The organism is Variovorax sp. GW821-FHT09D05, assembly GCF_059416325.1.
The window spans coordinates 166,037-188,592 of sequence record NZ_JBWKOZ010000005.1 but is presented as its reverse complement, the minus strand read 5'-3'; the positions used below and the strand labels follow the sequence as shown (position 1 = coordinate 188,592).

Below are 22,556 nucleotides of genomic sequence, written 5' to 3'. Positions count from 1 at the left end.
CGCTCTATCTCGGGGAGATTTCAGGCCTTTTCAACGGGCAGGTTAGCGTCTTTCCAGGCTTTCAGCCCGCCGGCCACGGCTTGGGCCTGCTCGTAGCCCAGCTTCTTGGCCATGGCCACGGCGCGCTGGGCGCGGGCGCCGGTGGCGCATACCAGCAGCAGCGGCACGGTCTTGTTCTTGACCGCGCCGGTGAGCTTTTCCTCGAGCTGGTTCAGGGGAATGTTCTTGGCGCCGATCATGTGGCCGGTGGCGAATTCTTCCGCCTCGCGCACGTCGACAAGCACCGCGCGCTCGCGGTTGATGAGCTGCACGGCACCCTGCGCCGTGAGCGTTCCGCCGCCCGCCCCCCGCACCAGCGGCCAGGCCAGCATGGCTCCCGAGCTGAGCGCGATCAGGATCAGCATCCAGTTCGCGGTGACGAATTCGATCAATTTCACGGGGGTTCCTTGAATGGCAAACCGGGGATTTTAGAATGCGAGGTTTCGCAAGCGCAGCCAAAGGCCTCCCACATGCACAAACTGGTATTGATCCGTCACGGCGAATCCACCTGGAATCTCGAAAACCGCTTCACCGGATGGACCGACGTGGACCTGACCGAGACCGGCGTGGAGCAGGCCAAGCAGGCCGGCCGGCTGCTCAAGGCCGAAGGTTACGACTTCGACGTCGCCTACACGAGCGTGCTCAAGCGCGCCACCCGCACCCTGTGGCACACGCTCGACGAACTCGACCGCACCTGGCTGCCCGTGGTCCATTCCTGGCGCCTGAACGAGCGCCACTACGGCGGCCTGCAAGGCCTGAACAAGGCCGAAACCGCCAAGAAATACGGCGACGAGCAGGTGCTGGTCTGGCGCCGCAGCTACGGCACCCCGCCCCCGCCGCTGGAAGCCGACGACCCGCGCAGCGAGCGCAGCGACGTGCGCTACGCCAAGCTGGCGCCCGAACAGATTCCGCTGACCGAGTGCCTGAAAGACACGGTGGCGCGCGTGCTGCCCTTCTGGAACGAGTCGATGGCGCCTGCCATCCGCACCGGTCGCCGCCTGGTCGTGGCGGCCCACGGCAACTCGATCCGGGCGCTGGTGAAGTACCTCGACGGCATCTCCGACGACGCCATCGTCGGCCTGAACATCCCGAACGGCATTCCGCTGGTCTACGAGCTCGACGACGACCTCAAGCCCCTGCGCCACTACTATCTCGGCGATGCCGCAGCCGCCGAAAAGGCAGCCGCAGCGGTGGCATCGCAAGGCAAGGGCTGAAAAGACCGGTAAAGACCGCCCTGAAAGCCCCTGCCCGGCGCTCCATCCGTGGAACCCCGGCAAACAAATTGCTTCCAAGCTGTGTATATTGATTCGACAGCCGCCGACAAGGACAACCACTCATGATGGGCCAGAAACTGAAGATCACCGGCTGGGTCGCCGCCGGCGCCGTAGCAGGCGTCCTGACCACCGTCTCGTTGCAGACAGTCGCACGCGGTTCGCTTGCGCCACTGCCGCTCGAGGAATTGCAGCAGCTCGCTGCCGTCTTCGGCATGGTCAAGAGCGACTATGTCGAGCCGGTCGACGAGAAAAAGCTCATCTCCGACGCCATTTCGGGCATGGTTGCCGGCCTCGACCCGCATTCCCAGTACTTCGACAAGAAGTCCTTCAAGGAATTCAGGGAAGGCACCACCGGCCGCTTCGTCGGCGTGGGCATCGAGATTTCGCAGGAAGACGGCCTCATCAAGGTCGTCTCGCCCATCGAAGGCTCCCCTGCTTTCCGCGCCGGCCTGAAGCCCAATGACCTGATCACCAAGATCGACGACACCGCCGTGCGCGGCCTGTCGCTGAACGAGGCGGTCAAGCGCATGCGTGGCGAAGCCAACACCAAGGTGCTGCTGACCATCTTCCGCAAGGACGAGAGCCGCACCTTCCCGGTGACGATCACGCGCGAAGAAATCCGCACGCAGTCGGTCCGCGGCAAGATGATGGAACCCGGCTATGGCTGGATCCGCCTGTCGCAGTTCCAGGAGCGCACCGTCGACGACTTCGTCAAGAAGATCGACGACCTGTACAAGGAAGACCCGAACCTCAAGGGCCTGGTGCTCGACCTGCGCAACGACCCGGGCGGCCTGCTCGACGCGGCGGTGGCGGTGTCGTCGGCCTTCCTGCCCGAGAATGTCACGGTGGTCACCACCGACGGCCAGCTGGCCGAAAGCAAGTCGGTCTACAAGGCTGCGCCGGAGTTCTACCAGCGCCGTTCGGGCAGCGACCCGCTGCGCAGCCTGCCGGCCGCGCTCAAGAGCGTGCCGCTGGTGGTGCTGGTGAACGAAGGCTCGGCCTCGGCCAGCGAGATCGTGGCCGGTGCTCTGCAAGACCACAAGCGCGCGACCATCATGGGCAGCCAGACATTCGGCAAGGGCTCGGTGCAGACGGTGCGCCCGCTCGGCCCCGACACCGGCCTGAAGATCACCACGGCGCGCTACTACACGCCGAGCGGCACCTCGATCCAGGCCAAGGGCATCGTGCCCAACGTGCTGATCGACGAAAGCGCCGAAGGCAGCCCGTTTGCCGCCCTGCGCATGCGCGAGGCCGACCTCGAGAAGCACCTGGCCAGCGGCCAGGGCCCCGAAGTCAAGGACCCGGAGCGCGAAAAGGCCCGCGACGAAGCACGCAAGCGCCTCGAGGAAGAAGCCAAGAAGCCGCCGCAGGACCGCAAGGTACCCGAGTTCGGCACCGACAAGGACTTCCCGCTGGTGCAGGCGCTCAACCGCCTGAAGGGCCAGCCGGTGCTGGTCAGCAAGACGCAGATCATCGTCGACAACAAGGAAGAGAAGAAAGAGAACTGAGAGCCGGTGGCGCATGGAAGATAGCCAGCTGCTGCGCTATTCGCGCCACATCCTTCTCGAGGAATTCGGCATCGACGGGCAGGAGCGCGTCAGTGCGGGACGGGTTCTCGTCATAGGCGCCGGCGGACTGGGTTCGCCGGTGGCCCTGTACCTTGCGGCAGCGGGGGTCGGCCACATCGTGCTGGTCGACGACGACGAGGTCGATCTCACCAATCTCCAGCGCCAGGTCGCCCACACCCACGCGCGTGTGGGCCTCGCCAAGGTCGAATCCGCCGCGCAGGCCATGCGCGACATCAACCCCGACATCGCCATCGAAACCCACGCCCTGCGCGCCGACGAGGCGCTGCTGTCGCGCCTGGTCGCGCAGGCCGACGTGGTGGTCGACTGTTGCGACAACTTCGCCACCCGACAGGCCGTCAACCGCGCCTGCGTGGCTCACGCCAAGCCGCTGGTGGCGGGCGCGGCAATCCGTTTCGATGGCCAGCTGAGTGTGTACGACACCCGCGACGCCGCCTCACCCTGCTATGCCTGCCTGTTCCCGCCCGAGGCGGATTTCGAGGAGACGCGCTGTGCGGTGCTCGGAGTGTTCGGCCCCGTGGTCGGAACCATCGGTACGCTGCAGGCCAGCGAGGCGCTGAAGCTGCTGGCCGGCATCGGCCCGTCGCTGGCGGGCAAGCTGTTGATGTTCGACGGGCGCAGCACCTCTTTCGACACGCTGCGCGTGGCGCGCGACCCGCACTGCAGCGTCTGCGCGCAGCGCCCCGCCCTTCCCCTCTAAGGCTGCTTTGCCCCTTTAGCGCGGGCAGCGCCGTTGGCGGCCGCCCCGGCCGTGGGCTTGTTGGCCTGCGCCAGCACGCCCTTGCAATCGGAATCCACGCCCGGGCCGGGCTCGATGGTCGCGGCCAGCGCCAGCAGCGGATTGATGGCGCCCAGCGCCAGCGCAGCCAGCCCGCGCCCCGCCAGGGGAACGACCTCCACGCCGCCCTTCGGATCGCCGAAGGTGCCGCTCACCACCAGCGGCGTACGAATCGACAGGATGCTCTTGCTCTTGGGCTCTGGTCGGACCACGAAATCGAGCCCCTCGGTCGCCAGGTTGGCCTGGCCGGTGGCAATGAACACGGCGTTGGTCGTGTCCACCACGAGCGTGCGCCCGGTCATCAGCCCCTTGTTCACGTCGAAGGCCAGAGCCGCGCAGCGCAGCTCGACGTTGCGGTCGCCGCGCAGCATGAACTTGATGATGTCGCCGCCCACCAGCGTCGCGAACACCGGCAGCAGGTTGCCGAACTGGCCGCGCCCCGAAATGACCGCCACGTCGCCCGACGCGCCTCCCAGCCAGTTGGCCACGGTGCTGCCCGAGCCCGACAGGTTGATGCGCCCGTCCAGACGGCCCACGCTGTTGCCCGTGGTCTCGAGCTTGGGGAACAGGCGGGCCAACTGCATCGCCCGCACGTCGAGCGAGGCGCGGATGTCCGCCGGGTTCTTCGAGGCGTCGATGCGGATCGCACCGCTCAGTTTGCCGCCGGCCACACCCAGGTCGAGCGGGTCGAGCGTGAGCACGCCGTTGGCCAGCTTGACCTGCACGCTGCCGCTGTCCAGCGGAACGTCGCGCACATTCCGGATGCGGTCTGCCGTGTATTTCACGTCGGCGTTCATGGCGCGCAGGCGTTCGAAGTCGAGCGGCGCCGTGGGCAGCACCTTGCCGCCAGGGCGCTTGACCTGGGTGATGGTCGGCGGCGGAGCCACTCCTTCCACGGTGGCGGCAGTGCGCGCCGTGGGCGGCAGGCCGATCAGCGGGCCGAGGTCGTCCATGTCCATCACGCGCGAGCGCAGGTCGCCCGCCAGATGTGGCAGCTGGCCGGCCTGGTCGAAGCGCATGTCGCCGGCGATGTCGGACAGGCCCAGCCTGCCCTTGAGGCCGGTGGCTTGCCACAGCTTGCCGCGCTTGCCCAGGCTGCCGCTCAGGGCATAGGGCGAGGTCTGCGGCAGCGCGATGCCCAGCAGCGGGAACAGGGCGCCCAGCGTCTGGCCCTTGATTTCGAACTTGGCGTCGATGCCATCGAGCCCCGACAGCTCGGCCACCGTGCCGGCAGCCTTCAGCTGGGTCTGCCCGGCAGCTGCGTTGATCTCCATCGGAAACGGCGGCGCACCCGCGGCGTTGATCTGCAGCACGTTGCCGGTGCGTCCGCTGGCGGTCAGCGGCTGCCCCTTGTAGCGGCCCTTGATGCGGTAGCTGAGCGGCATCTCGCCGCGGCTGCTGTCGTAGCTCAGGTCGGCGTGCAGGTCGACCCCAAGGTGCTTGGCCAGGAAGTCGACCGCGCCCGTGTCGACCTGCATCAGGCCGATGCTGGGCACGGTGCCGCCATCGGAGGTGTCCTTGCCGAGCGCCCAGGTGCGGCGCCCGTCCGCCTCCACCTGCAGGCCCAGCGTGGGCGAGAAGAGCGCGAGCCGCGGAATGACGATCTTGCTGGCGATCAGCGGCCAGATGCGGATGTCGAACTCGGCGCGATCCGCCTTGACCAGATAAGGGTCGCGCGCCCACGAGGGGTTGGCGAACTCGATGCCGTCGAACTTGACCGTGGCCTGTCGCCAGCCAAGGCCCACGTCGAGCCGGCGCGTGATCTCGAACTTGCGCCCGGTCTTCTCGCTGACATAGCGGTTGACCGGCTCGCGCAGCATGTCCCAGGGAAAGAAGGCAAGCCCGACGACCAGCGCCGCGAACAGCAGCACGACGCCGGCCACCAGCTTCTGCCAGAGCGGTCGGTTGCGCAGGATGTTCGTTGCGTTCGTTGCCATGGGTCCTTGTAACTCGAATGATCGCGCCGCCCGGGTCGGCGATGGGCCGCAGAAACCGTGAGGCATTGCCTACGAATGCACCTTGCAGGCTTCGACGGATGCACGCGTCGGACCTCGCCTACAAGAGCCACGCGCCGAAGCTTGCATGATCTGCCGCCGCAACGCCTCAAAGTCCATGCTGGCAGGCATTTGCACCAGCGAGGCGCTGCAAATGCGTCTGCCATCCTCAGAGGAAGCGCGGTTCGGCATGGATTCCAGATTGCAGACCTACGTCGTCGAAGACAACCTCACGATCCGTGAAAACCTCATTGGCACGCTGGAAGAACTCACCTCCACCACGGTCGTCGGCTTTGCCGAAACCGAAAGCGGCGCACGCGCGTGGCTGCTCGGCCACGATGGCGAGTGGGACCTCGTCATCGTCGATCTCTTTCTCAAGCAGGGCAGCGGTCTGGGCGTGCTCCAGGCCTGCCAGTCGCGCAAGCCGCTGCAGAAGGTGGTGGTGCTCAGCAACTATGCGACGCCCGACATCCGGCGGCGCTGCGCCGAGTTCGGGGTCGACGCGGTGTTCGACAAGTCGAACGAAATCGACGCGCTGGTCGACTTCTGCATCGTGCAGGCCAAGGCCTTGCACCCCGCGCCCGGGGCTCCCGAGGCGGGTTGAGGAAGAAGCCGCGTTGGGCCCCCTCCCCACTCTTTCCGCTCCCTGGCCGATCTCAGTCGATCAGCTTGTTCTTCAGCGCGTAGTAGGTGAGATCGCTGTTGGAGGAGAGGTTCATCTTCTCCATCAGGCGCGTGCGGTAGGTGCTCACCGTCTTCACCGACAGCGACAGCGTCTTGGCGATGTCTCCGGCGGTCTCGCCCTTGGCGAGCTTCAGGAACACCTGGAACTCGCGCTCCGAGAGCTGCTCGTGCGGCGCGGCGTCGTCCTTGCGGTCGAGCTGGCGGGCCAGCAGTTCAGCCACGGCGGGCGTGATGTAGCGACGGCCCAGCGAGATGGTGCGGATGGCGTTGACGATCTCGATGGGATCGCACTCCTTGTTGAGGTAGCCGCTCGCGCCTTGGCGGATCAGGTTCATCGCGTAGTGCTCTTCGGGGTATCCGCTCAATATGAGGATGCCCACGTCCGGCGCCTTGGCGCGGATCATGGCGAGCGCATCGATACCGCTTTGACCGGGCATCGAAAGGTCCATGACCAGAACGTCCAGCTCCGTGGTGCGCACCAGCTCGATTGCCTCTCGGCCGCTGGCTGCTTCACCCGCCACGCGCAGGTCCACGTGCTCGGAGAAGAACTGCCGGAGGCCCGATCGCACGATGGCGTGGTCGTCCACAATTCCGATTTTGATCATCTGTTACTTTCTTCGTTGTGTTGCGGACATGCGGGTCGCAACATACCGGGTCCCTGATTGTTATCAATTATTCACGAACTTGCGTAGTACGCAGCCTCGAAAGTTTCATGCACTGGTTAGCCCCTCCAAGAATGGCCGTGAGCCTGCTGCTCGCGGCGCTGGCTGCGCTGGCCCTCGTCGGCATCAACGAGGCCGGCTACCGGCAGTCGAGCCGCGCCCTCGCCGACATCGACGAGGCGCAGCAGATGCGGGGCGCGCTCAACCAGATCCTGCAGAACATGCTGGATGCCGAGACCGGCCAGAGAGGCTACCTGCTGACCGGCGAGGCGAACTACCGAAAACCCTATGACGACGCGGTCAAGCAGGTCGACGGCCAGCTCGCGACCCTTCGCCGGCTGTACGCCGGCCGTCCGGCCGAACTCACCCAGCTGGCCGAGCTGTCGAAGCACGTGCTGCGCAAGGTGGCCGAGATGGACATGAGCGTGCGGCTGCGCCAGGACGGCAAGGAAGATGCCTGGAAGTTCGTCATCACGACCGACGTGGGCCGCGAGGAGATGGACTCCATCCGCGCGACGGCGGGCGAGCTGGTGAAGATCAGCAACGTCACCCTGCACCAGAGCCAGGAGCAGGTGCTGCGCTCGCTGCAGCTGGCGCGCATCGGCACTGCCATCGTGGCGCTGGCCGCGCTGTTCGCCTTCTTCCTGTACCTGCGCCAGACGCATGCGCTGCACTCCATCGGCGAGCGCCAGCAGGAGGCCCTGCAGCGCGAGCGCAATGCGCTGGAAGACGAAGTACGCGAGCGCACCGCCTCGCTGGCCGAACTGGCCACCCACCTGCAGGACGTGCGCGAGACCGAGCGCGGCTATCTCGCGCGCGAGCTGCACGACGAGCTGGGCTCTCTGCTCACCGCCGCCAAGCTGGACGTGGCGCGGCTGAAGTCGCGGCTGGCGGACTCGCCCGACGCGATCCAGCGGCTGCAGCACCTGACCGACCTGCTCAACAGCGGCATCGCGCTCAAGCGCCGCATCATCGAAGACCTGCGGCCATCGTCGCTCTCCAACCTGGGGCTGGTCGCCTCGCTGGAGATCCTGGGGCGCGAGTTCGGGGAACGCTCGGGCCTGCAGATCGAGATGGCGCTGGAGCCGGTGACCATGGACGAGTCGCGCCAGCTCACCATCTATCGCATGGTCCAGGAAAGCCTCACCAACATCAGCAAGTACGCCGAGGCCAGCGAAGCCACCATCGTGCTGAAGAACTACGACAACCACGTCATCGTGGAAGTGGCCGACAACGGCAAGGGCTTCGACACGCAGCGCATGCGCCCGTCGACGCATGGCCTCGCGGGCATGCGGCACCGGGTGGAGGCGGCGCGCGGCAAGCTCACGGTCTCCTCGACGCCGGGCAAGGGCACCCGACTGAGCGCCATGCTCCCCGTCGTCAAGCCGGCCTGAGCTGCCTGCAGGAGCGGCACTTCTGCACGCGCGGGCGCAGAGCGACTCGGCCATCTCCTACGCACCCCGCCCCTGGCCGCTGACAGGTCGGGGGCATGCCCCCACTTAAGGTTGCACCCATGCCATCCGAAGCCTCTGCGCGAGGTTGCGGATGCGATGGTTTTTCATAACGACGAGGCAAGCCTCGAAGGAGTTCCACATGCTGCATTACGCCGTGGTGTTTCTGGTCATCGCCCTGATCGCGGCCCTGTTCGGGTTCGGCGGCATCGCCGCCAGCGCGGTGGGCATTGCCAAGATCCTTTTCGTGATCTTCGCGATCCTCGCGATTGCGAGCTTCCTTGCCGGCTTGCTTCGACGCAAGTAGCGTCGTTACGATCAACAGGCTTGCGCATTTCATTTTTCCGGAAAGGACCTCACATGAACACGACGACCAAGACTCCCTCGCAACTCGCCGACGACGTGCGCCAGACCGCGCGTGAAGCGGTCGAAACCACCCGCGCCTACGCACAGAACGCGGTGAATGCGGCGGGTGAAAAGGTCCGCGACCTGCAACGCGATGCCGAACCGGGTGTCGAGCAGCTCGCAGCCCGCGTGCAGCAAGCCGTTCAGCGCGGCCTGGACGCCGCGTCCACCACCAGCGCACGTGCGCAGCGCCGCATCGAACAGGCTGCCGACGTCACCGGCCGCTACATCTCCGACCAGCCTGTGCGCTCCGTGCTGCTGGCTGCAGCCGCCGGCGCAGCCATCACGGCACTCATCGTGCTGGCCAGCCGCCGCAGCCGGGACGACTATTGATTCGCCGCTGAATTTCCGTCGCTGCACCGGTTCCCGGCACCATGCTTCATCCGATTTTTTCCACGGTGCTCGGGCATCCGGATCTCGTTGCTGAACATCTCGCCAACTACGCCGCCCTCGTCCGCCAGGAATCCGCGCAGGCGGGGCGCGGCCTCGTCGCCCGGCTCGTCGCGGCCTTGCTGGCGGTGGCCAGCGCCACGCTGGCCCTCGGGCTCATAGGCGTGGCCGTGCTGCTCGGCGTGATGCACGGCAGCTTTCACTGGGTGCTGGTGGCCGTGCCGGCCGTGGCCGTGGTGATCGCGGCCATCTGTGCGTGGTATGCGACACGGCCCGTGCCGGGCCACGGTTTCGACGACCTGCGCTCGCAGCTCGACGCCGACCTGCAGGCCTTGCGCGACACCGGAGCCCGCCATGGCCAGCGCTGAACGTCATCTCCTCACCCCGCAGCAGCGCCTGGCCCTCTCGCGCCGCGCGCTTGTGCGGCAGCTGAACGACGGCGCTGACGCACCCGACAACGACGATCTGGAATACGCGCAGCACGAAGCCTCGGCTGCTGCGCCGCCGCATGACCAGCACCCGCGCAACCCGCGAGGAGAAAGAGGAAGAAGAGAAGGAGGAGGAACGAGAAACAACGTGTGGCTCGGTGTGGGCCGCAGCGTGGTGGAACGCTGGTGGCGCCGGCACCCCGCGCATGCGGTCGGCCAGCTGGCGCGTCCGCTGCTCAAGCACTACGCGCGCAAGGAGCCGGCCAAGCTGATGGCGGCCGCCGCGGCCACCGGCGCGGTGCTGGTGCTCGTCAGGCCATGGCGACTGCTGTCGGCCACGGCCGTGCTGGCGGCGGTACTGAAGACATCCGACGTGGCTGACCTGGTCAACACGTTGATGCAGAAGACCCCAAGCCCCCCACGAAAGGACCCTCCATGAAAGCCGATGTTTCCTCCAAGACCAACGGACACAAGCACCTGGTGCTCGACCAGGGCGGCCTCGATGCCGCGCGCAAGAGCCTCGACGACGGCGCCGTCACCCCCAGCTACGGCCCCTGGCGCGACGACGTCGTCCAGTTGCTGAACGACGCGCTGGCCACCGAGCTGGTCTGCGTGCTGCGCTACAAGCGCCACTACTTCACCGCCAACGGCGTCGAATCGCCCGCCATCGCCGACGAGTTCCTGGTGCATGCCAACGAAGAGTCGGGCCATGCCGACCGCATTGCCGAGCGCATCGTGCAGCTCGGCGGCGAACCCGACTTCGCGCCATCGCACCTGCTGGAACGCAGCCACGCGGCTTACGACGAGTCGACCGACCTGCAATCGATGGTGCGCGCCAACCTGATCGCGGAGCGCATCGCAGTGGAGTCGTACCGCCAGATGATCGCGCTGATCGGCGACAAGGACCCGACCACGCGCCGCATGCTCGAAGACATCCTCTCGGACGAGGAAGAGCATGCCGACGAGCTGAAGGACTGGCTCGGTCACTGAACTGAACCAATCAGGGGCTGCGTGCCCCGCCCATGAAAAAGCCCGGTAGAACCGGGCTTTTTCATGGGTGAACAAGTAAAGCTCGCCAGGGCGATCAATCAGCCCTTCACTTCGAGCTGGTTGCTCACCGACGTCACGCCCTGCACGCCCTTGGCGATCTCTTCGGCACGCGCCTTGGCTGCCGCCGTGGGTGCCGGGCCCTTCAGGCTCACCGCGCCGGCCTTGGTGTCGACGTTGATCTTGATCGCGCTCAGGTCCGGATCCTTGGCCAGGCCCGCGGACACGGAAGCCGTGATGGCGGCATCGTTCACCGTCGCGCTCATCGCCGCGCCGGCATCCTTGGCCGCTTCCTTGGCATTGGCCATGCCTTCCTTCACCTCAGCAGTGGTGCTGGACGACTCGACCTTGGCCGTGGCGTCCTTGACAGCCTGGCCGGTCTTGGCGGCCGCGGTATCGGCGGCCTGCTCGGTCTTTGCCACCGCGCTGTCGAGCTTCTCGCCCGCGGTGCGGTTGTCGGATTTGTCGCAGGCGGCCAGCGTCAGCGCTGCGCCGGCCACGAGCACGGCAAGCCACGCGCGCGAATGCGGCATGGCGATGTATTGATTCGATTTGTTCATGGGAATCCTCCAGTCACTCACGGAGATGGAAAAGGGCTGCGGGGTGTGCCCGCCGCCCTGTTCGGTCACAACTTGTCGGCGCCCGACTTGATCGCGTCCTTGGCCTTTTCCTTGACGTCGCCGTAGGTCTTCTGCACCTTGCCGGCGGCCTGGTCGGCAATGCCCTCGCCCTCGAGTTTTTCGTTGCCGACGACCTTGCCGGTGACTTCCTTCAGTTTGCCCTTGGCTTCCTCGACGCGGCCTGCCACTTGGTCCTTGTTCATGTCGCTTCCTTCCTGTTCGGGGTAGTGAAATCCGTGGGCCGGAATGACCCACTGATTTCAATCTAGGCCCCGGCCGGTGACGGCGAATGCCGACGGAAGCCCGAAGCGGTGTAGGACAACAAGGCTCAGGCGCTGACGATCCATCCTTCAAGCGGGTCGACGCTTTCCGGCAGGCCGTGGCCCGGACCGGGGCTGTCGGCGCGCTGCAGGCCCCAGGCCGCCTGCAGGAGGCACAGCACTGCGTCGATGTCGTCGCCACGGGCATCGGCCAGCAGTTCGGCGCGCTGCGGCTTGGTGATGGAGAGCCGCAGGCCGAGGCGGGTTGTCCCGGCCTCGAGCGCGGCCAGCAGGTCGGCGCGTGCGGCGTGCCGCTCGGGTGTCTGCTTCTGCAGGTCGTCGCTCTTGTAGCTGCGGCGCCCGATCAGCTCGCGCGCCAGCAGGCCGGGGTAGGCCTCCAGCGCAATACGGTCGGCACCGCTGCCTGCGTGCAGGCCTGGAATGCGCGCACCGGCCGCCAGCAGGCGCGGCACGCCCGCATGAAGCATGTAGGCCACTGGCGGGTTGACCCACTTCATCGAGGGGCTGGAGCCCGCCGGCCCGTCCGTCGCACGGTGCGCGAACTTGCCGCCGACCGGGCGCGCCGCGCAGAACGCAGCGAAGGTCTCGCGGATTTCGGCACGGCTCAGGCTGGCGTAGTGGGCCATCAGCGGCTTCCACTGCAGCGGCCATCGCAGATGCTCGACGAGTTCGCGCGGCAGGCTGAAGGGAAAGTCGAAACCACCGGTCCAGGACGGCGTGGCGCACAGCCATTCGCCCCACGCCTGGAGCGTCGCGAAGCGCTGCAGGCTGGTCAGCCTGACGCGGTCGGCACCGGCCAGTTCTCCGACAGCAATCACGATCGGCTTGCGTGCCGTCGGCGCGCTGGAGAAGTCGCAGCCGAACAGCACCATCGCCTCAGCCCATCGCGAGCGCCACCACCCCGGCGGCGATGAGCAGCGCGCCGAGCAGCCGCAGCAGCCGGTCGCCTTCGCGCAGCAGGTGGCCGCCGATCAACGCGGCAAACAGCATCGACACCTCGCGCGCCGGCGCGACGTGCGAGATCGGCGCCTGCTGCACCGCGTACAGCACCAGCACATACGACACCGGGCTGACCGCCGCCACCAGTAGCGCGTACTTCCACTGCTCGCGCCACATGCGCGCGGTGGTCGCACGGTCCTTCAGCGCGACAGGCGCCAGCAGCACCATGCGCACGAGATTGCCGAAGTAGTCGAGCAGGATCGGCGACATCGCGAGGAACTTGACCGCGTAGCTGTCGGTCACGGTGTACGCCGCGATGAAGCCACCGGTCAGCACGCCGTAGCGGATGCCCTTGTGCACGCGCTCGCGCTGTGCCGGGTCATGCGCCTTGCGCCACAGCTTGGGCCCGCCGGCAACGAGGAACACGCCGCCCACCACGCCAGCGATGCCTGCCACGCCAACCAGGCTGATCTTCTCGCCCAGGAAAAGCACCGCCACCAGCGACGACAGCAGCGGCCCCGAACCGCGCGCGAGCGGGTAGACCACCGTGAGGTCCGACTTGCGATAGCCGCGCAGCAGCACGATGAAATAGAAGATGTGCAGCACGCCGCTGAGCACGACGAAGCCCCACTCCGTCACGCCCCAGCCGGGCACCACGTTCCAGCCCAGCGTGATGCCCACGGGCGCCCAGATGAGCATGTTGAACACGCTGGTCTGGAAGCTGAAGCGCGCATCACCGTTCGCCTTCTTGGCGGCGATGTTCCAGCCTGCGTGAACGATCCCGGCGAGCAGGATCAGCGCGAATGCGGAGAGCGGCACCCCTGCCGGACTAGTGACGGCCGACGATGGCGGCGGTGGCCATCAGCTCTTCGAGCAGCGCCAGCGAAACCTTGCCCGACACCGCGTACGGGTTGAGCTCGGGCTTTTCGGAGTACTTCAGCAGCGTCGATGCGTTGAGCTTCGACAGGTTGACCTGTCCCATCGTCCAGCCGCCGAAGCGGCGCTCGGAAATCTCTTCGTAGTGCAGCAGCACCACGTCCTTGTGGCGCGCATCGCGCTGGATGTGGCCGTAGAGCTCGCTGATGGCCATGCGGCCACCCTCGATGGCTTGCAGGAAGGTGCCGGCACCGTAGCAGAGGATGCCGGTGATGCCGCAGGTCGTGTTGTGCGTGCGCGATTGCGCAAGGATCGCCTCGATGGCCTCGGGGCTGGTGTCGACGGCGCGGCTGGCGTAGAGAAGTCGGACCAGCATGGCTCAGCTCTTTCTTGGCAGGAGGGAGAGGAATTCGCGGCGCAGGCTCGGGTCTTTGAGGAACACGCCGCGCATCACGGAGTTGATCATCTTGCTGTCCATTTCCTTCACGCCGCGCCAGGCCATGCAGAAATGCTCGGCTTCCATGACCAGCGCGAGGCCGTCGGGCTGCGTCTTTTCCTGGATCAGGTCGGCCAGCTGCACCACGGCTTCTTCCTGGATCTGGGGACGGCCCATGACCCACTCGGCCAGGCGCGCGTACTTCGACAGGCCGATCACGTTGGTGTGCTCGTTGGGCATCACGCCGATCCAGAGCTTGCCGATGATCGGGCAGAAGTGATGCGAGCAGGCGCTGCGCACGGTGATCGGCCCGACGATCATCAGCTCGTTCAGATGCTCGGCGTTGGGAAACTCGGTGAGCGAGGGCGGCGCCACGTAGCGGCCGCGGAACACCTCGTTCAGGTACATCTTGGCGACGCGCCGTGCTGTGTTGTCGGTGTTGTGGTCATTCTCGACGTCGATGACCAGGCTCTGGAGCACGCCCTTCATCTTGACCTCGACCTCGTCGAGCAAGGCCTCCAGTTCGCCGGGCTCGATGAACTCGGCGATGTTGTCGTTGGCGTTGAAGCGCTTGCGCGCCGCGGTGAGGCGCTCACGGATCTTCACGGAGACGGGCGTACCCTCGTCATCGTCGTTTCGATCGGGGCGCGGGTCGACGTCGGTTTTCCTCAGCATGGCGGGGATCGTACCAGTGAATGGCTCCAGACATTCGGGCCCGCAACGCCCGTCCCTTCTTGGAGCAATGCTATCAATTGAGGAGCGTGAAATCGGCCACCAGCGGCAGGTGGTCGGACATGCGAGCCCAGATCGGGCCGCGCGGCACCGTGCAGGCCAGCGGCTCCAGCCTGCGTCCGTAGACGAAGTCGAGCTGCGCCACCGGCAGGCGCGAGGGGTAAGTGAGCGTGCGCGGACCGCGCAGGTCGCTGGTGTCGCGCAGGCCCATGGCGTTCATGGCGTAGCGCATGCGCGCACCCCAGTCGTTGAAGTCGCCGGCCACCACAACGGCCTCGTCGGGCGGCACCTCGCGGTCGATGAACTCGCGCAGACGGGCAATCTGCCGAACCCGGCTGCCCTTGATGAGCCCGAGGTGCACCACGATGGTGTGCACCCGCCGGCCCTCCACGTCGATCACCACGTGCAGCAGCCCGCGCTGTTCGAAACGGTGGTCGGAAATGTCCTGATGGTTGATTCGCAGCACCGGCCAGCGCGTGAGCAGCGCATTGCCGTGCTCGCCGTGGCGCGTGACGGCATTGGTCTCGTAGACGGCTGTGTAGCCCTCGGGCGCGAGGAAATCGGCCTGCGGCAACTCGGGCCAGCGCGCGAAACGGGCGGCCGCCTGCCGGTTCATCTTGCGCACTTCCTGCAGGCAGACGATGTCGGCGTCGAGCTGCTCGATGGCGTGGCCGAGGTTGTGGATTTCAAGCCGCCGTGCGGGTCCGATGCCTTGAACACCCTTGTGGATGTTGTAGGTCGCGACCCGGAGGTTCTGCGTTGCTGCTACTGCTGCTGCCGGCTGGTTCATCGCGCAAATTCTGGCAGCAACAGAATGGCTTCGGCATTCGATGGGGAAAAGCAGGCATCCGCCGCTTCGTGGTACGGCAGCCAGCGCCAGTCGGTGTGCTCGCGCGGATCGAGCGTGGGCGTGATGCGTTCGGGCACGCACAGGCCGAACAGGTGCTCGGTGTTGTGGGTGATACCGGGCGCGTAGCGGGCGCGCCAGCGGGGGTAGATCTCGTAGACGTTGCGTAGCTGCCAGTCGACCAGTTGCGAGGCCAGCGCCGTGCCTTCGCCGCACTGGATGCCGGTTTCCTCGGCCACCTCGCGCGCCGCGGTGAGCGCGAGCGGCTCATCGGCCGCGTCCTTGCTGCCCGTGACCGATTGCCAGAAGTCGGTCTCGGCATCCGCACGCCGGATAAGCAGCACATCGAGCGCCGGCGTGTGGATCACGACCAGCACCGACTCCGGGATCTTCCAGGGTCGAGGGCTGGCCGTCATGGGAACCTCAGAGCATCAGGCAGCTTGAGGCGTGTTGCGCAGCTTGATGTGCAGCTCGCGCAGTTGCTTCTCGTCGACCGGGCTCGGCGCCTGCGTCAGCAGGTCTTGCGCGCGCTGGGTCTTGGGGAAGGCGATCACGTCGCGGATCGACTCGGCGCCGGTCATGAGCATGACGAGGCGGTCCAGGCCGATGGCAATGCCGCCGTGCGGCGGCGCGCCGTACTGCAGCGCGTCCAGCAGGAAGCCGAACTTCAGCTGTGCGTCTTCGGCGCTGATCTTCAGCGCGCGGAACACCTTGCTCTGCACTTCCTCGCGGTGGATACGCACCGAGCCGCCGCCCATTTCGATGCCGTTGAGCACCATGTCATAGGCCTTGGCAATGCACTTCTCGGGAGCGGTGTCCATGAGGTCTTCATGGCCGTCCTTCGGCGCGGTGAACGGATGGTGCACGGCGCTCCAGCGCTGGCCTTCCTCGTCGAACTCGAACATCGGGAAGTCCACCACCCACAGCGGTGCCCAGCGGTCGTCGAAGAGGCCCGCCTTCTTGCCGAAGGCGCTGTGGCCGATCTTGACGCGCAACGCGCCGATGGCGTCGTTGACGACCTTTTCCTTGTCGGCGCCGAAGAACAGGATGTCGCCATTGCGCGCACCCGTGCGGGCGATGATCTCGGCCAACGTGCTGTCGTCGAGGTTCTTCACGATCGGGCTCTGCAGGCCTTCTCGGCCGGCTTGTGCGTCGTTGACCTTGATGTAGGCCAGGCCCTTGGCACCGTAGATCTTGACGAACTCCTGGTACGCATCGATTTCGCCGCGCGACAGGCCGCCCTCGGCACCGCCGCCGGGCACGCGCAGCGCCACCACGCGGCCACCGGTCATGGTGGCGGCATTCGAGAACACCTTGAACTCGACGCGCTTCATCAGCTCGGTCAGCTCGGTGAATTCGAGCTTCACGCGCAGGTCGGGCTTGTCCGAGCCGTACTTGAACATTGCGTCGGCATACGTCATGGTCGGGAACACCGGCAGGTCGATGCCCGCGGCGTTGCGGAACACGTTGCGGATCATGCCTTCGAACATCTCGCGGATTTCCTCTTCGGCGAGGAACGAGGTCTCGATGTCGATCTGCGTGAATTCGGGCTGGCGGTCGGCGCGCAGGTCTTCGTCGCGGAAGCACTTCACGATCTGGTAGTAGCGGTCGTAGCCGGCCACCATCAACAGCTGCTTGAACAGCTGGGGCGACTGCGGCAGCGCGAAGAAGCTGCCGTCGTGCACGCGGCTGGGCACGAGGTAGTCGCGCGCGCCTTCGGGCGTGGACTTGCCGAGCATCGGCGTCTCGATGTCGATGAAGCCGTTGGCATCGAGGAACTTGCGCGTTTCCATCGTCACCTTGTAGCGCAGCATCATGTTGCGCTGCATGGCCGGGCGGCGCAGGTCGAGCACGCGGTGCGTGAGGCGGGTGGTTTCCGACAGGTTGTCGTCGTCCAGCAGGAACGGGGGCGTGACCGAGGGGTTCAGCACCTTCAGTTCGTGGCACAGCACTTCGATCTTGCCGCTCTTGAGCTGGTCGTTGGTCGTGCCTTCGGGGCGCGCGCGCACGAGGCCCGTGATCTGCACGCAGAACTCGTTGCGCAGGTTCTCGGCCACGGCGAAGGTGGAGGCGCGATCGGGGTCGCACACCACCTGCACGTAGCCTTCGCGGTCACGCACGTCGATGAAGATCACGCCGCCGTGGTCGCGGCGACGGTTGACCCAGCCGCACAGGGTGACGGTTTGGCCCAGCAGGGCTTCGGTCACGAGACCGCAATAGTGAGTACGCATGGCCATAGGAATCCATTCCGGCGCCTTGTCGGCGCGTTCGTTTTTTATGAGTTGGAAGATTTCACCGCCACCGTGGTGGGGCCGCCTGGAACGACCACCCCCATCGAGACGATGTACTTGAGCGCTTCGTCCACGCTCATCTTCAGTTCGATGCAGTCGCTGCGCTTGAGCATCACGAAGTAGCCGCCCGTGGGGTTGGGCGTGGTCGGCACGTAGACGCTGAGGAATTCCTCTTCGCCGAGGTGTTCAGCGACTTCATTGCCGGGCGCGCCGGTGACGAAGGCGATGGTCCACACGCCTTCGCGCGGCCATTGCACCAGCACCGCAGTGCGAAAGGCATTGCCGTTCTCGGAGAACAGCGTGTCCGACACCTGCTTGACGCTGGAATAGATCGAGCGCACCACCGGAATGCGGCGCACCACGGCGTCGCCCCAGCCGAGCAGGCGCTTGCCGACGAAGTTGCTGGCGGTGGCACCCACCACCAGCAGGATCGCCAGCGTGAGCAACACGCCCAGGCCACGCACCTTGTGGTCGCTAAGCCAGACCTGCCATTGCTCAGGCAGCAGCCACAGCGTCTGGTCGAGCGTGCCGATGATCCAGTTCAGCACGCCGAGCGTGATGACCAGCGGCACGATGACCAGCAGGCCGGACAGCAACCATTTGCGCAGGGCGAGCATGGTGATCGATCAGTCGCCGCTCTTGGCGGCAGCAGCCGGCGCTGGGGCCGGTGCCGCGGGCGCCGGAGCGGGGCTCGGCGTGGCGGCGGAAGAGGAAGATTCGGTGGACTTGGCACCGTCACTCGACACGGGCGCCGTGGCAGGCTCGGCCTTCTTGCCGCCGCCCTCACGGAAATCGGTCACGTACCAGCCCGAGCCCTTGAGCTGGAAGCCGGCGGCCGTGACCTGCTTTTCGAATGCGCTCGCACCGCACGCCGGACACACCGTCAGGGGCGCGTCGGACATCTTTTGCAGGGCGTCTTTGGCAAAGCCGCAGGCGCTGCACTTGTAGGCGTAGATGGGCATGGGAAATGAGGTCAAAAAGCGGCGCAGCTGCCGCTCGCAAAGCCCTCGATTATAGGGGCGCCCCTGCCAAAGGGCGCCCAGCCCGACCGCCGAGCCCGGGCTTCAGGCTGGCTCGGTGGCCAGCGGGCGGTGCGGCGTGTGAGTGTTCGCCAACCATTGCGGCAGCAGCGAGCCGGCCACCATGCCCACGAACGAGCACAGCACGCCCGCCAGCTGGGCCGGGAACGCGCTGCCCCAGGGCATCCAAAGAAACAGCAGCCACACGCCGATGCCCAGGACGATCGAAGCGACTGCCCCCTGGGTGCTGGCGCGGCGCCAGTACAGGCCGCACACCAGCGGCACGAAGGCCCCCACCAGCGGCACCTGATAGGCACCCGACACCAGTTCGTAGATCGGGGTGCCCTGCATGCGAATGGCGTAGGCCAGCACGGCGGCGCTGAACAGCAGCACCGTGATGCGCATCGTCATGAGGTTCTGGCGGTCCGTGCCGGCCGGGCGGAACTGGCGCCAGATGTTCTCGGTGAAAGTGACGCTGGGCGCCAGCAAGGTGGCCGAGGCGGTCGACTTGATGGCCGACAGCAGCGCACCAAAAAACAGCACCTGCATCACGAACGGCATCTTTTGCAGCACCAGCGTGGGCAGCACCTTCTGCGGATCTTCCTTCAGCAGCGTGGCGGTCTGCTCCGGCATGATCAGCAGCGCGCTGGCCACCAGGAACATCGGCACGAAGGCAAACAGGATGTACGCCAGGCCGCCGATCACCGGGCCGCGCTGGGCCGCCTTGACGCTGTTGGCCGACATCACGCGCTGGAACACGTCCTGCTGCGGAATCGAGCCAAGCATCATGGTGATGGCAGCCGCGAAGAAGAACACCATGTCGTGCCAGCTCGGCTCGGGCCAGAACTTGAAGAGGTCCTTGCTCACGGCAAAGGCCACCACCTTGTCGGCGCCGCCGGCCATGTTGCCCGCGAACACCGCGATGACGGCCAGGCCAGCCACCAGGATGATCATCTGCATGAAGTCGGTCACCGCCACCGACCACATGCCGCCGAACAGCGTGTAGGCCAGGATCGAGACCACCCCGATCACCATGCCCACCGGAATGCTGATGGCGTCGCCCGACAGCAGGTTGAACACCAGCCCCAGCGCCGTGACCTGCGCCGACACCCAGCCCAGGTAGCTCAGCATGATGATCAGCGAGCAGGCCACCTCCACAGTACGGCCGTAGCGCTCGCGGTAGTAGTCGCTGATGGTCAGCAGTGTCATGCGGTAGAGCTTGCCCGCGAAGAACAGGCCCACCAGGATCAGGCAGGTGCCCGCGCCGAACGGGTCCTCGACCACGCCGTTGAGCCCGCCCTCGATGAACTTGGCCGGGATGCCGAGCACCGTTTCGGAGCCGAACCACGTGGCAAAGGTGGTCGTAACGATCATGAAGAGCGGCAGGTGCCGCCCGGCGATGGCGAAGTCGGTGGTGTTTTTCACCCGCTTGGCGGCATAGAGGCCGATTGCGATGGTGACCAGCAGATAGACGATGACCAGCGTCAACAACACGGCGGAAACTCCTCTAGAACAAGCGCACGCGCACCAGCAGTTGCATGGCGAGCAACCCCAATACAAAACCTATGCCACCGTAGACGATGGTCTGGAGCAACCGGTTGGTGCGCTTCTGCTCGGCCAGCAGTTCGAGCAGCTCGCGGCGGTTGTCGGAGGGGCGATTTTCCAGGAAATCGTGCAGCAATCGAGGAAGCTGGGGCAGCAGCTTGGCGTATCGCGGTGCCTCGGCCTTGAGCTGCTGCAGCAGCTTCTTGGGGCCGATCTGGTCGACCATCCACTTCTCGAGGAAAGGCTTGGCTGTGGCCCAGAGGTCGAGTTCTGGGTCGATGTTGCGACCCAGGCCCTCGATGTTGAGCAGCGTCTTCTGCAGCAGCACCAGCTGCGGCTGGATCTCGACGTGGAAGCGGCGCGAGGTTTGGAACAGGCGCATCAGCACCATGCCCAGCGAAATCTCTTTCAGCGGCCGGTCGAAGTACGGCTCGCAGACGGTGCGGATGGCGCCCTCCAGCTCGTCGATGCGGGTGCCCACCGGCACCCAGCCGCTTTCGAGGTGCAGTTCGGCCACGCGCTTGTAGTCGCGCCGGAAGAAGGCCACGAAGTTCTGCGCGAGGTATTCCTTGTCCGACTCGGTCAGCGTGCCGATGATCCCGAAGTCCAGCGAGATGTAGCGCCCGAAGGTCTCGGGCTCCAGGCTCACCTGGATGTTGCCGGGGTGCATGTCGGCGTGGAAAAAGCCATCGCGGAACACCTGCGTGAAGAAGATCGTGACGCCGTCGCGCGCCAGCTTGGGAATGTCGACGCCGGCCGCGCGCAGGCGGTCCATCTGCGCGATGGGCACGCCCTTCATGCGCTCCATCACGATGACCTCGGGATGGCAGAAGTCCCAGAACATCTCGGGGATCAGCACCAGGTCGAGCTCGGCCATGTTGCGGCGCAGCTGGGCGGCGTTGGCGGCCTCGCGCACCAGGTCGAGCTCGTCGTGCAGGTACTTGTCGAACTCGCCGACCACCTCGCGCGGCTTCAGGCGCTTGCCGTCGGCCGAGAGGTTCTCGAGCCAGCCGGCCATCATGGCCATCAGCGCCAGGTCTTTCTCGATCACGCCGCGCATGTTGGGGCGCAGCACCTTGACCGCCACTTCGCGCACATCGCCCTGGTTGGTGCGGATGGTCGCGAAATGCACCTGCGCGATCGACGCGCTGGCAATGGGGGTTTCGTCGAACTGCACGAACACGTCGCCCACCGGGCGGCGGAATGCGCGTTCGATGGTGGCGATGGCCACCGCCGACGGGAACGGCGGCACGCGGTCCTGCAAAAAGGCCAGCTCGTCGGCGATATCGGGCGGCAGCAGGTCGCGCCGGGTCGACAGCACCTGGCCGAACTTCACGAAGATGGGGCCGAGGCGCTCGAGCGCCTCGCGCAGCCGCTGGCCGCGCGGCGCATCGAGGTTGCGCCCGATCGAAACGACACGCGCCACAACGAGCAGCCAGGGCTTCCGGAAGCTCGTGAGCACGAGCTCGTCGAGGCCGTAGCGCAGCGCGACCCAGACGATGAACAGTCCGCGGTAGAAGCGCCTCATTCGGCCGTGCTCGCCGAGCCGGCCGTCGAGCCGCCAGCCTTGGCCGTGCGGTCGCCGACGAACTGGCGCAGCGCGCCTACGACACGCCGCACGCCGTTGCCCAGAGTGTGCGCAGGCACGTCGCCGATCACACGGGCAAGGTCGTCCTCGACGTCCCAGCGCACATGGTCGACCAGCCAGTTGACCTCGGCCGCCAGTTGTACGTCGCCGATGATCTGCACGGCCGGCTTGTCGCCGCGCAGCGTGGCGCGGGCGATGTCGAAGGGGGAATCGTCGGTGACGGTGAGCGTGAGCTCGGGCACCGAACCGGCAGGGGCCAGGTCGAGCAATCCGGCCGGCGTGGCCACCAGCTCCATGGTCACGAAGCGCCACTGGAAGCGCACCACCCGCCCCTGCTGGCGCAGCAGCCGCTGCTGGGCCTCGGGCTCCTGCTGCAGCACATGGTTCAGGAACAGGACCGCGCGGTGCTGGATCTCGTGAACGGCCCAGTCCGGCGGCTGCAGGCGCTCGCCGATGCGGTTGAAGAGGTCGCCGAGAAAAGAAAATGGGGACGATGGTGTGGCCATGTCCCCATTATCCCGTCACTGTAGCGCCCCGCGACTCATAGACCGCATGCCCTTTTCCAGAAACACCGCAGAACCGGCTTTGCCGGGCTGCTGGTGTTGCCCCCGGCAGGGGGCAGGAGAAGCGACACGAAGTGCGCG

Annotated in this window: 27 protein-coding genes; 10 read left to right on the top strand and 17 right to left on the bottom strand. The window is 66.3% G+C overall.

Translation table 11 applies throughout. The annotated features are described in order from the left end of the window. Window positions 1–20: 20 nt before the first annotated feature. Complete coding sequence (locus tag AC07O3_RS15205) at window positions 21–404, bottom strand: rhodanese-like domain-containing protein (RefSeq protein WP_371127403.1); 384 nt, start codon at window positions 402–404, stop codon at window positions 21–23. A 105-nt stretch (window positions 405–509) separates the two neighbouring features. Here AC07O3_RS15205 and gpmA point away from each other — a divergent pair, with 105 nt between their 5' ends. The 3 genes from gpmA to AC07O3_RS15190 all read left to right on the top strand — a co-directional run bounded on the left by gpmA (window position 510) and on the right by AC07O3_RS15190 (window position 3,599). Next, window positions 510–1,253 (top strand): 2,3-diphosphoglycerate-dependent phosphoglycerate mutase, encoded by a 744-nt coding sequence (gene gpmA, locus AC07O3_RS15200; protein ID WP_093058049.1) that lies wholly within the window; start codon window positions 510–512, stop codon window positions 1,251–1,253. A 125-nt stretch (window positions 1,254–1,378) separates the two neighbouring features. Further along, the gene (locus AC07O3_RS15195) at window positions 1,379–2,821 is read left to right on the top strand and encodes a S41 family peptidase (RefSeq protein WP_093058069.1); all 1,443 of its coding nucleotides are present in this window, start codon (window positions 1,379–1,381) and stop codon (window positions 2,819–2,821) included. A 13-nt stretch (window positions 2,822–2,834) separates the two neighbouring features. Then, a complete protein-coding gene (locus tag AC07O3_RS15190; RefSeq protein ID WP_495339716.1) occupies window positions 2,835–3,599 on the top strand; it encodes a HesA/MoeB/ThiF family protein in 765 nt (254 codons plus the stop codon). On the opposite strand, the gene AC07O3_RS15185 is transcribed toward AC07O3_RS15190, so the two are convergent. Further along, a complete protein-coding gene (locus AC07O3_RS15185; RefSeq protein WP_495339715.1) occupies window positions 3,596–5,614 on the bottom strand; it encodes an AsmA family protein in 2,019 nt (672 codons plus the stop codon). The two genes, AC07O3_RS15190 and AC07O3_RS15185, sit on opposite strands and share 4 nt — an antisense overlap. A 247-nt stretch (window positions 5,615–5,861) precedes the next feature. On the opposite strand from AC07O3_RS15185, the gene AC07O3_RS15180 reads away from it, so the two are divergent. Continuing rightward, a complete protein-coding gene (locus AC07O3_RS15180) occupies window positions 5,862–6,275 on the top strand; it encodes a response regulator (RefSeq protein WP_093077435.1) in 414 nt (137 codons plus the stop codon). A 52-nt stretch (window positions 6,276–6,327) separates the two neighbouring features. Here the strand turns inward: AC07O3_RS15180 and AC07O3_RS15175 are convergent, their stop codons facing one another. After that, window positions 6,328–6,960, bottom strand: a complete 633-nt coding sequence (locus AC07O3_RS15175) for a response regulator (protein ID WP_007837167.1) — start codon at window positions 6,958–6,960, stop codon at window positions 6,328–6,330. A 131-nt stretch (window positions 6,961–7,091) separates the two neighbouring features. On the opposite strand from AC07O3_RS15175, the gene AC07O3_RS15170 reads away from it, so the two are divergent. The 6 genes from AC07O3_RS15170 (at window position 7,092) to AC07O3_RS15145 (ending at window position 10,681) form a co-directional block, all read left to right on the top strand. Beyond that, complete coding sequence (locus AC07O3_RS15170) at window positions 7,092–8,411, top strand: CHASE3 domain-containing protein (RefSeq protein WP_093178720.1); 1,320 nt, start codon at window positions 7,092–7,094, stop codon at window positions 8,409–8,411. Window positions 8,412–8,610: 199 nt separating this feature from the next. Then, on the top strand, window positions 8,611–8,775 hold the full coding sequence (locus AC07O3_RS15165; RefSeq protein ID WP_007837165.1) for a DUF1328 domain-containing protein: 165 nt from the start codon (window positions 8,611–8,613) through the stop codon (window positions 8,773–8,775). A 53-nt stretch (window positions 8,776–8,828) separates the two neighbouring features. Further along, window positions 8,829–9,206, top strand: a complete 378-nt coding sequence (locus AC07O3_RS15160; protein ID WP_093058053.1) for a hypothetical protein — start codon at window positions 8,829–8,831, stop codon at window positions 9,204–9,206. Between the two features lie 41 nt (window positions 9,207–9,247). After that, on the top strand, window positions 9,248–9,631 hold the full coding sequence (locus AC07O3_RS15155) for a phage holin family protein (RefSeq protein ID WP_093058054.1): 384 nt from the start codon (window positions 9,248–9,250) through the stop codon (window positions 9,629–9,631). Next, complete coding sequence (locus tag AC07O3_RS15150; RefSeq protein WP_495339714.1) at window positions 9,618–10,130, top strand: hypothetical protein; 513 nt, start codon at window positions 9,618–9,620, stop codon at window positions 10,128–10,130. Before AC07O3_RS15155 ends, AC07O3_RS15150 begins: the two co-directional genes overlap by 14 nt. After that, window positions 10,127–10,681 carry a ferritin-like domain-containing protein gene (locus AC07O3_RS15145; protein WP_093058056.1) on the top strand — a complete coding sequence of 185 codons (555 nt, stop codon included), beginning with the start codon at window positions 10,127–10,129 and terminating at the stop codon, window positions 10,679–10,681. The genes AC07O3_RS15150 and AC07O3_RS15145 overlap by 4 nt, the downstream gene beginning before the upstream one ends. Before the next feature lie 98 nt (window positions 10,682–10,779). Here AC07O3_RS15145 and AC07O3_RS15140 read toward each other — a convergent pair whose 3' ends face one another. From AC07O3_RS15140 to AC07O3_RS15075, 14 genes are all read right to left on the bottom strand, one after another. Next, a complete protein-coding gene (locus AC07O3_RS15140) occupies window positions 10,780–11,298 on the bottom strand; it encodes a BON domain-containing protein (protein WP_093178722.1) in 519 nt (172 codons plus the stop codon). Between the two features lie 65 nt (window positions 11,299–11,363). Further along, window positions 11,364–11,561 (bottom strand): CsbD family protein, encoded by a 198-nt coding sequence (locus tag AC07O3_RS15135; RefSeq protein WP_093057487.1) that lies wholly within the window; start codon window positions 11,559–11,561, stop codon window positions 11,364–11,366. A 125-nt stretch (window positions 11,562–11,686) separates the two neighbouring features. Then, a complete protein-coding gene (locus AC07O3_RS15130) occupies window positions 11,687–12,511 on the bottom strand; it encodes a DUF429 domain-containing protein (RefSeq protein ID WP_495339713.1) in 825 nt (274 codons plus the stop codon). Window positions 12,512–12,515: 4 nt separating this feature from the next. Beyond that, entirely contained in the window at window positions 12,516–13,397 is an 882-nt protein-coding gene (locus tag AC07O3_RS15125) for an EamA family transporter (protein ID WP_495339712.1), read from the bottom strand. A gap of 10 nt (window positions 13,398–13,407) precedes the next feature. Beyond that, window positions 13,408–13,830 (bottom strand): BLUF domain-containing protein, encoded by a 423-nt coding sequence (locus AC07O3_RS15120; RefSeq protein ID WP_093057484.1) that lies wholly within the window; start codon window positions 13,828–13,830, stop codon window positions 13,408–13,410. 3 nt (window positions 13,831–13,833) lie between these two features. Beyond that, window positions 13,834–14,565, bottom strand: a complete 732-nt coding sequence (folE, locus tag AC07O3_RS15115; RefSeq protein ID WP_093057483.1) for a GTP cyclohydrolase I — start codon at window positions 14,563–14,565, stop codon at window positions 13,834–13,836. A gap of 73 nt (window positions 14,566–14,638) precedes the next feature. Then, a complete protein-coding gene (locus tag AC07O3_RS15110; protein ID WP_093178726.1) occupies window positions 14,639–15,412 on the bottom strand; it encodes an endonuclease/exonuclease/phosphatase family protein in 774 nt (257 codons plus the stop codon). After that, entirely contained in the window at window positions 15,409–15,885 is a 477-nt protein-coding gene (nudB, locus tag AC07O3_RS15105) for a dihydroneopterin triphosphate diphosphatase (protein WP_495339711.1), read from the bottom strand. Before nudB ends, AC07O3_RS15110 begins: the two co-directional genes overlap by 4 nt. Window positions 15,886–15,900: 15 nt before the next feature. Next, window positions 15,901–17,706 carry an aspartate--tRNA ligase gene (gene aspS, locus AC07O3_RS15100; protein ID WP_093057480.1) on the bottom strand — a complete coding sequence of 602 codons (1,806 nt, stop codon included), beginning with the start codon at window positions 17,704–17,706 and terminating at the stop codon, window positions 15,901–15,903. A 38-nt stretch (window positions 17,707–17,744) separates the two neighbouring features. Next, entirely contained in the window at window positions 17,745–18,377 is a 633-nt protein-coding gene (locus AC07O3_RS15095; protein WP_093057479.1) for a DUF502 domain-containing protein, read from the bottom strand. A gap of 9 nt (window positions 18,378–18,386) precedes the next feature. Beyond that, the gene (locus AC07O3_RS15090; RefSeq protein ID WP_093077447.1) at window positions 18,387–18,722 is read right to left on the bottom strand and encodes an FmdB family zinc ribbon protein; all 336 of its coding nucleotides are present in this window, start codon (window positions 18,720–18,722) and stop codon (window positions 18,387–18,389) included. A gap of 102 nt (window positions 18,723–18,824) precedes the next feature. Next, window positions 18,825–20,273 (bottom strand): high affinity choline transporter 1, encoded by a 1,449-nt coding sequence (locus AC07O3_RS15085; protein ID WP_495339710.1) that lies wholly within the window; start codon window positions 20,271–20,273, stop codon window positions 18,825–18,827. Window positions 20,274–20,286: 13 nt separating this feature from the next. Continuing rightward, window positions 20,287–21,852: a ubiquinone biosynthesis regulatory protein kinase UbiB gene (gene ubiB / locus AC07O3_RS15080; RefSeq protein WP_093077450.1), complete on the bottom strand. Its 1,566-nt coding sequence runs from the start codon at window positions 21,850–21,852 to the stop codon at window positions 20,287–20,289. After that, window positions 21,849–22,418, bottom strand: coding sequence for a ubiquinone biosynthesis accessory factor UbiJ (locus AC07O3_RS15075; protein WP_093057475.1), 570 nt, complete (start codon window positions 22,416–22,418; stop codon window positions 21,849–21,851). The genes ubiB and AC07O3_RS15075 overlap by 4 nt, the downstream gene beginning before the upstream one ends. Window positions 22,419–22,556 lie beyond the last annotated feature (138 nt).

What these genes read in the sequence shown, in the direction of transcription:
- AC07O3_RS15205 (WP_371127403.1), bottom strand. Translation starts at nt 404, where the DNA reads ATGCTGATCCTGATCGCGCTCAGCTCGGGAGCCATGCTGGCCTGGCCG.
- gpmA (WP_093058049.1), top strand. Translation starts at nt 510, where the DNA reads ATGCACAAACTGGTATTGATCCGTCACGGCGAATCCACCTGGAATCTC.
- AC07O3_RS15195 (WP_093058069.1), top strand. Translation starts at nt 1,379, where the DNA reads ATGGGCCAGAAACTGAAGATCACCGGCTGGGTCGCCGCCGGCGCCGTA.
- AC07O3_RS15190 (WP_495339716.1), top strand. Translation starts at nt 2,835, where the DNA reads ATGGAAGATAGCCAGCTGCTGCGCTATTCGCGCCACATCCTTCTCGAG.
- AC07O3_RS15185 (WP_495339715.1), bottom strand. Translation starts at nt 5,614, where the DNA reads ATGGCAACGAACGCAACGAACATCCTGCGCAACCGACCGCTCTGGCAG.
- AC07O3_RS15180 (WP_093077435.1), top strand. Translation starts at nt 5,862, where the DNA reads ATGGATTCCAGATTGCAGACCTACGTCGTCGAAGACAACCTCACGATC.
- AC07O3_RS15175 (WP_007837167.1), bottom strand. Translation starts at nt 6,960, where the DNA reads ATGATCAAAATCGGAATTGTGGACGACCACGCCATCGTGCGATCGGGC.
- AC07O3_RS15170 (WP_093178720.1), top strand. Translation starts at nt 7,092, where the DNA reads ATGGCCGTGAGCCTGCTGCTCGCGGCGCTGGCTGCGCTGGCCCTCGTC.
- AC07O3_RS15165 (WP_007837165.1), top strand. Translation starts at nt 8,611, where the DNA reads ATGCTGCATTACGCCGTGGTGTTTCTGGTCATCGCCCTGATCGCGGCC.
- AC07O3_RS15160 (WP_093058053.1), top strand. Translation starts at nt 8,829, where the DNA reads ATGAACACGACGACCAAGACTCCCTCGCAACTCGCCGACGACGTGCGC.
- AC07O3_RS15155 (WP_093058054.1), top strand. Translation starts at nt 9,248, where the DNA reads ATGCTTCATCCGATTTTTTCCACGGTGCTCGGGCATCCGGATCTCGTT.
- AC07O3_RS15150 (WP_495339714.1), top strand. Translation starts at nt 9,618, where the DNA reads ATGGCCAGCGCTGAACGTCATCTCCTCACCCCGCAGCAGCGCCTGGCC.
- AC07O3_RS15145 (WP_093058056.1), top strand. Translation starts at nt 10,127, where the DNA reads ATGAAAGCCGATGTTTCCTCCAAGACCAACGGACACAAGCACCTGGTG.
- AC07O3_RS15140 (WP_093178722.1), bottom strand. Translation starts at nt 11,298, where the DNA reads ATGAACAAATCGAATCAATACATCGCCATGCCGCATTCGCGCGCGTGG.
- AC07O3_RS15135 (WP_093057487.1), bottom strand. Translation starts at nt 11,561, where the DNA reads ATGAACAAGGACCAAGTGGCAGGCCGCGTCGAGGAAGCCAAGGGCAAA.
- AC07O3_RS15130 (WP_495339713.1), bottom strand. Translation starts at nt 12,511, where the DNA reads ATGGTGCTGTTCGGCTGCGACTTCTCCAGCGCGCCGACGGCACGCAAG.
- AC07O3_RS15120 (WP_093057484.1), bottom strand. Translation starts at nt 13,830, where the DNA reads ATGCTGGTCCGACTTCTCTACGCCAGCCGCGCCGTCGACACCAGCCCC.
- folE (WP_093057483.1), bottom strand. Translation starts at nt 14,565, where the DNA reads ATGCTGAGGAAAACCGACGTCGACCCGCGCCCCGATCGAAACGACGAT.
- AC07O3_RS15110 (WP_093178726.1), bottom strand. Translation starts at nt 15,412, where the DNA reads ATGAACCAGCCGGCAGCAGCAGTAGCAGCAACGCAGAACCTCCGGGTC.
- nudB (WP_495339711.1), bottom strand. Translation starts at nt 15,885, where the DNA reads ATGACGGCCAGCCCTCGACCCTGGAAGATCCCGGAGTCGGTGCTGGTC.
- aspS (WP_093057480.1), bottom strand. Translation starts at nt 17,706, where the DNA reads ATGGCCATGCGTACTCACTATTGCGGTCTCGTGACCGAAGCCCTGCTG.
- AC07O3_RS15095 (WP_093057479.1), bottom strand. Translation starts at nt 18,377, where the DNA reads ATGCTCGCCCTGCGCAAATGGTTGCTGTCCGGCCTGCTGGTCATCGTG.
- AC07O3_RS15090 (WP_093077447.1), bottom strand. Translation starts at nt 18,722, where the DNA reads ATGCCCATCTACGCCTACAAGTGCAGCGCCTGCGGCTTTGCCAAAGAC.
- ubiB (WP_093077450.1), bottom strand. Translation starts at nt 21,852, where the DNA reads ATGAGGCGCTTCTACCGCGGACTGTTCATCGTCTGGGTCGCGCTGCGC.
- AC07O3_RS15075 (WP_093057475.1), bottom strand. Translation starts at nt 22,418, where the DNA reads ATGGCCACACCATCGTCCCCATTTTCTTTTCTCGGCGACCTCTTCAAC.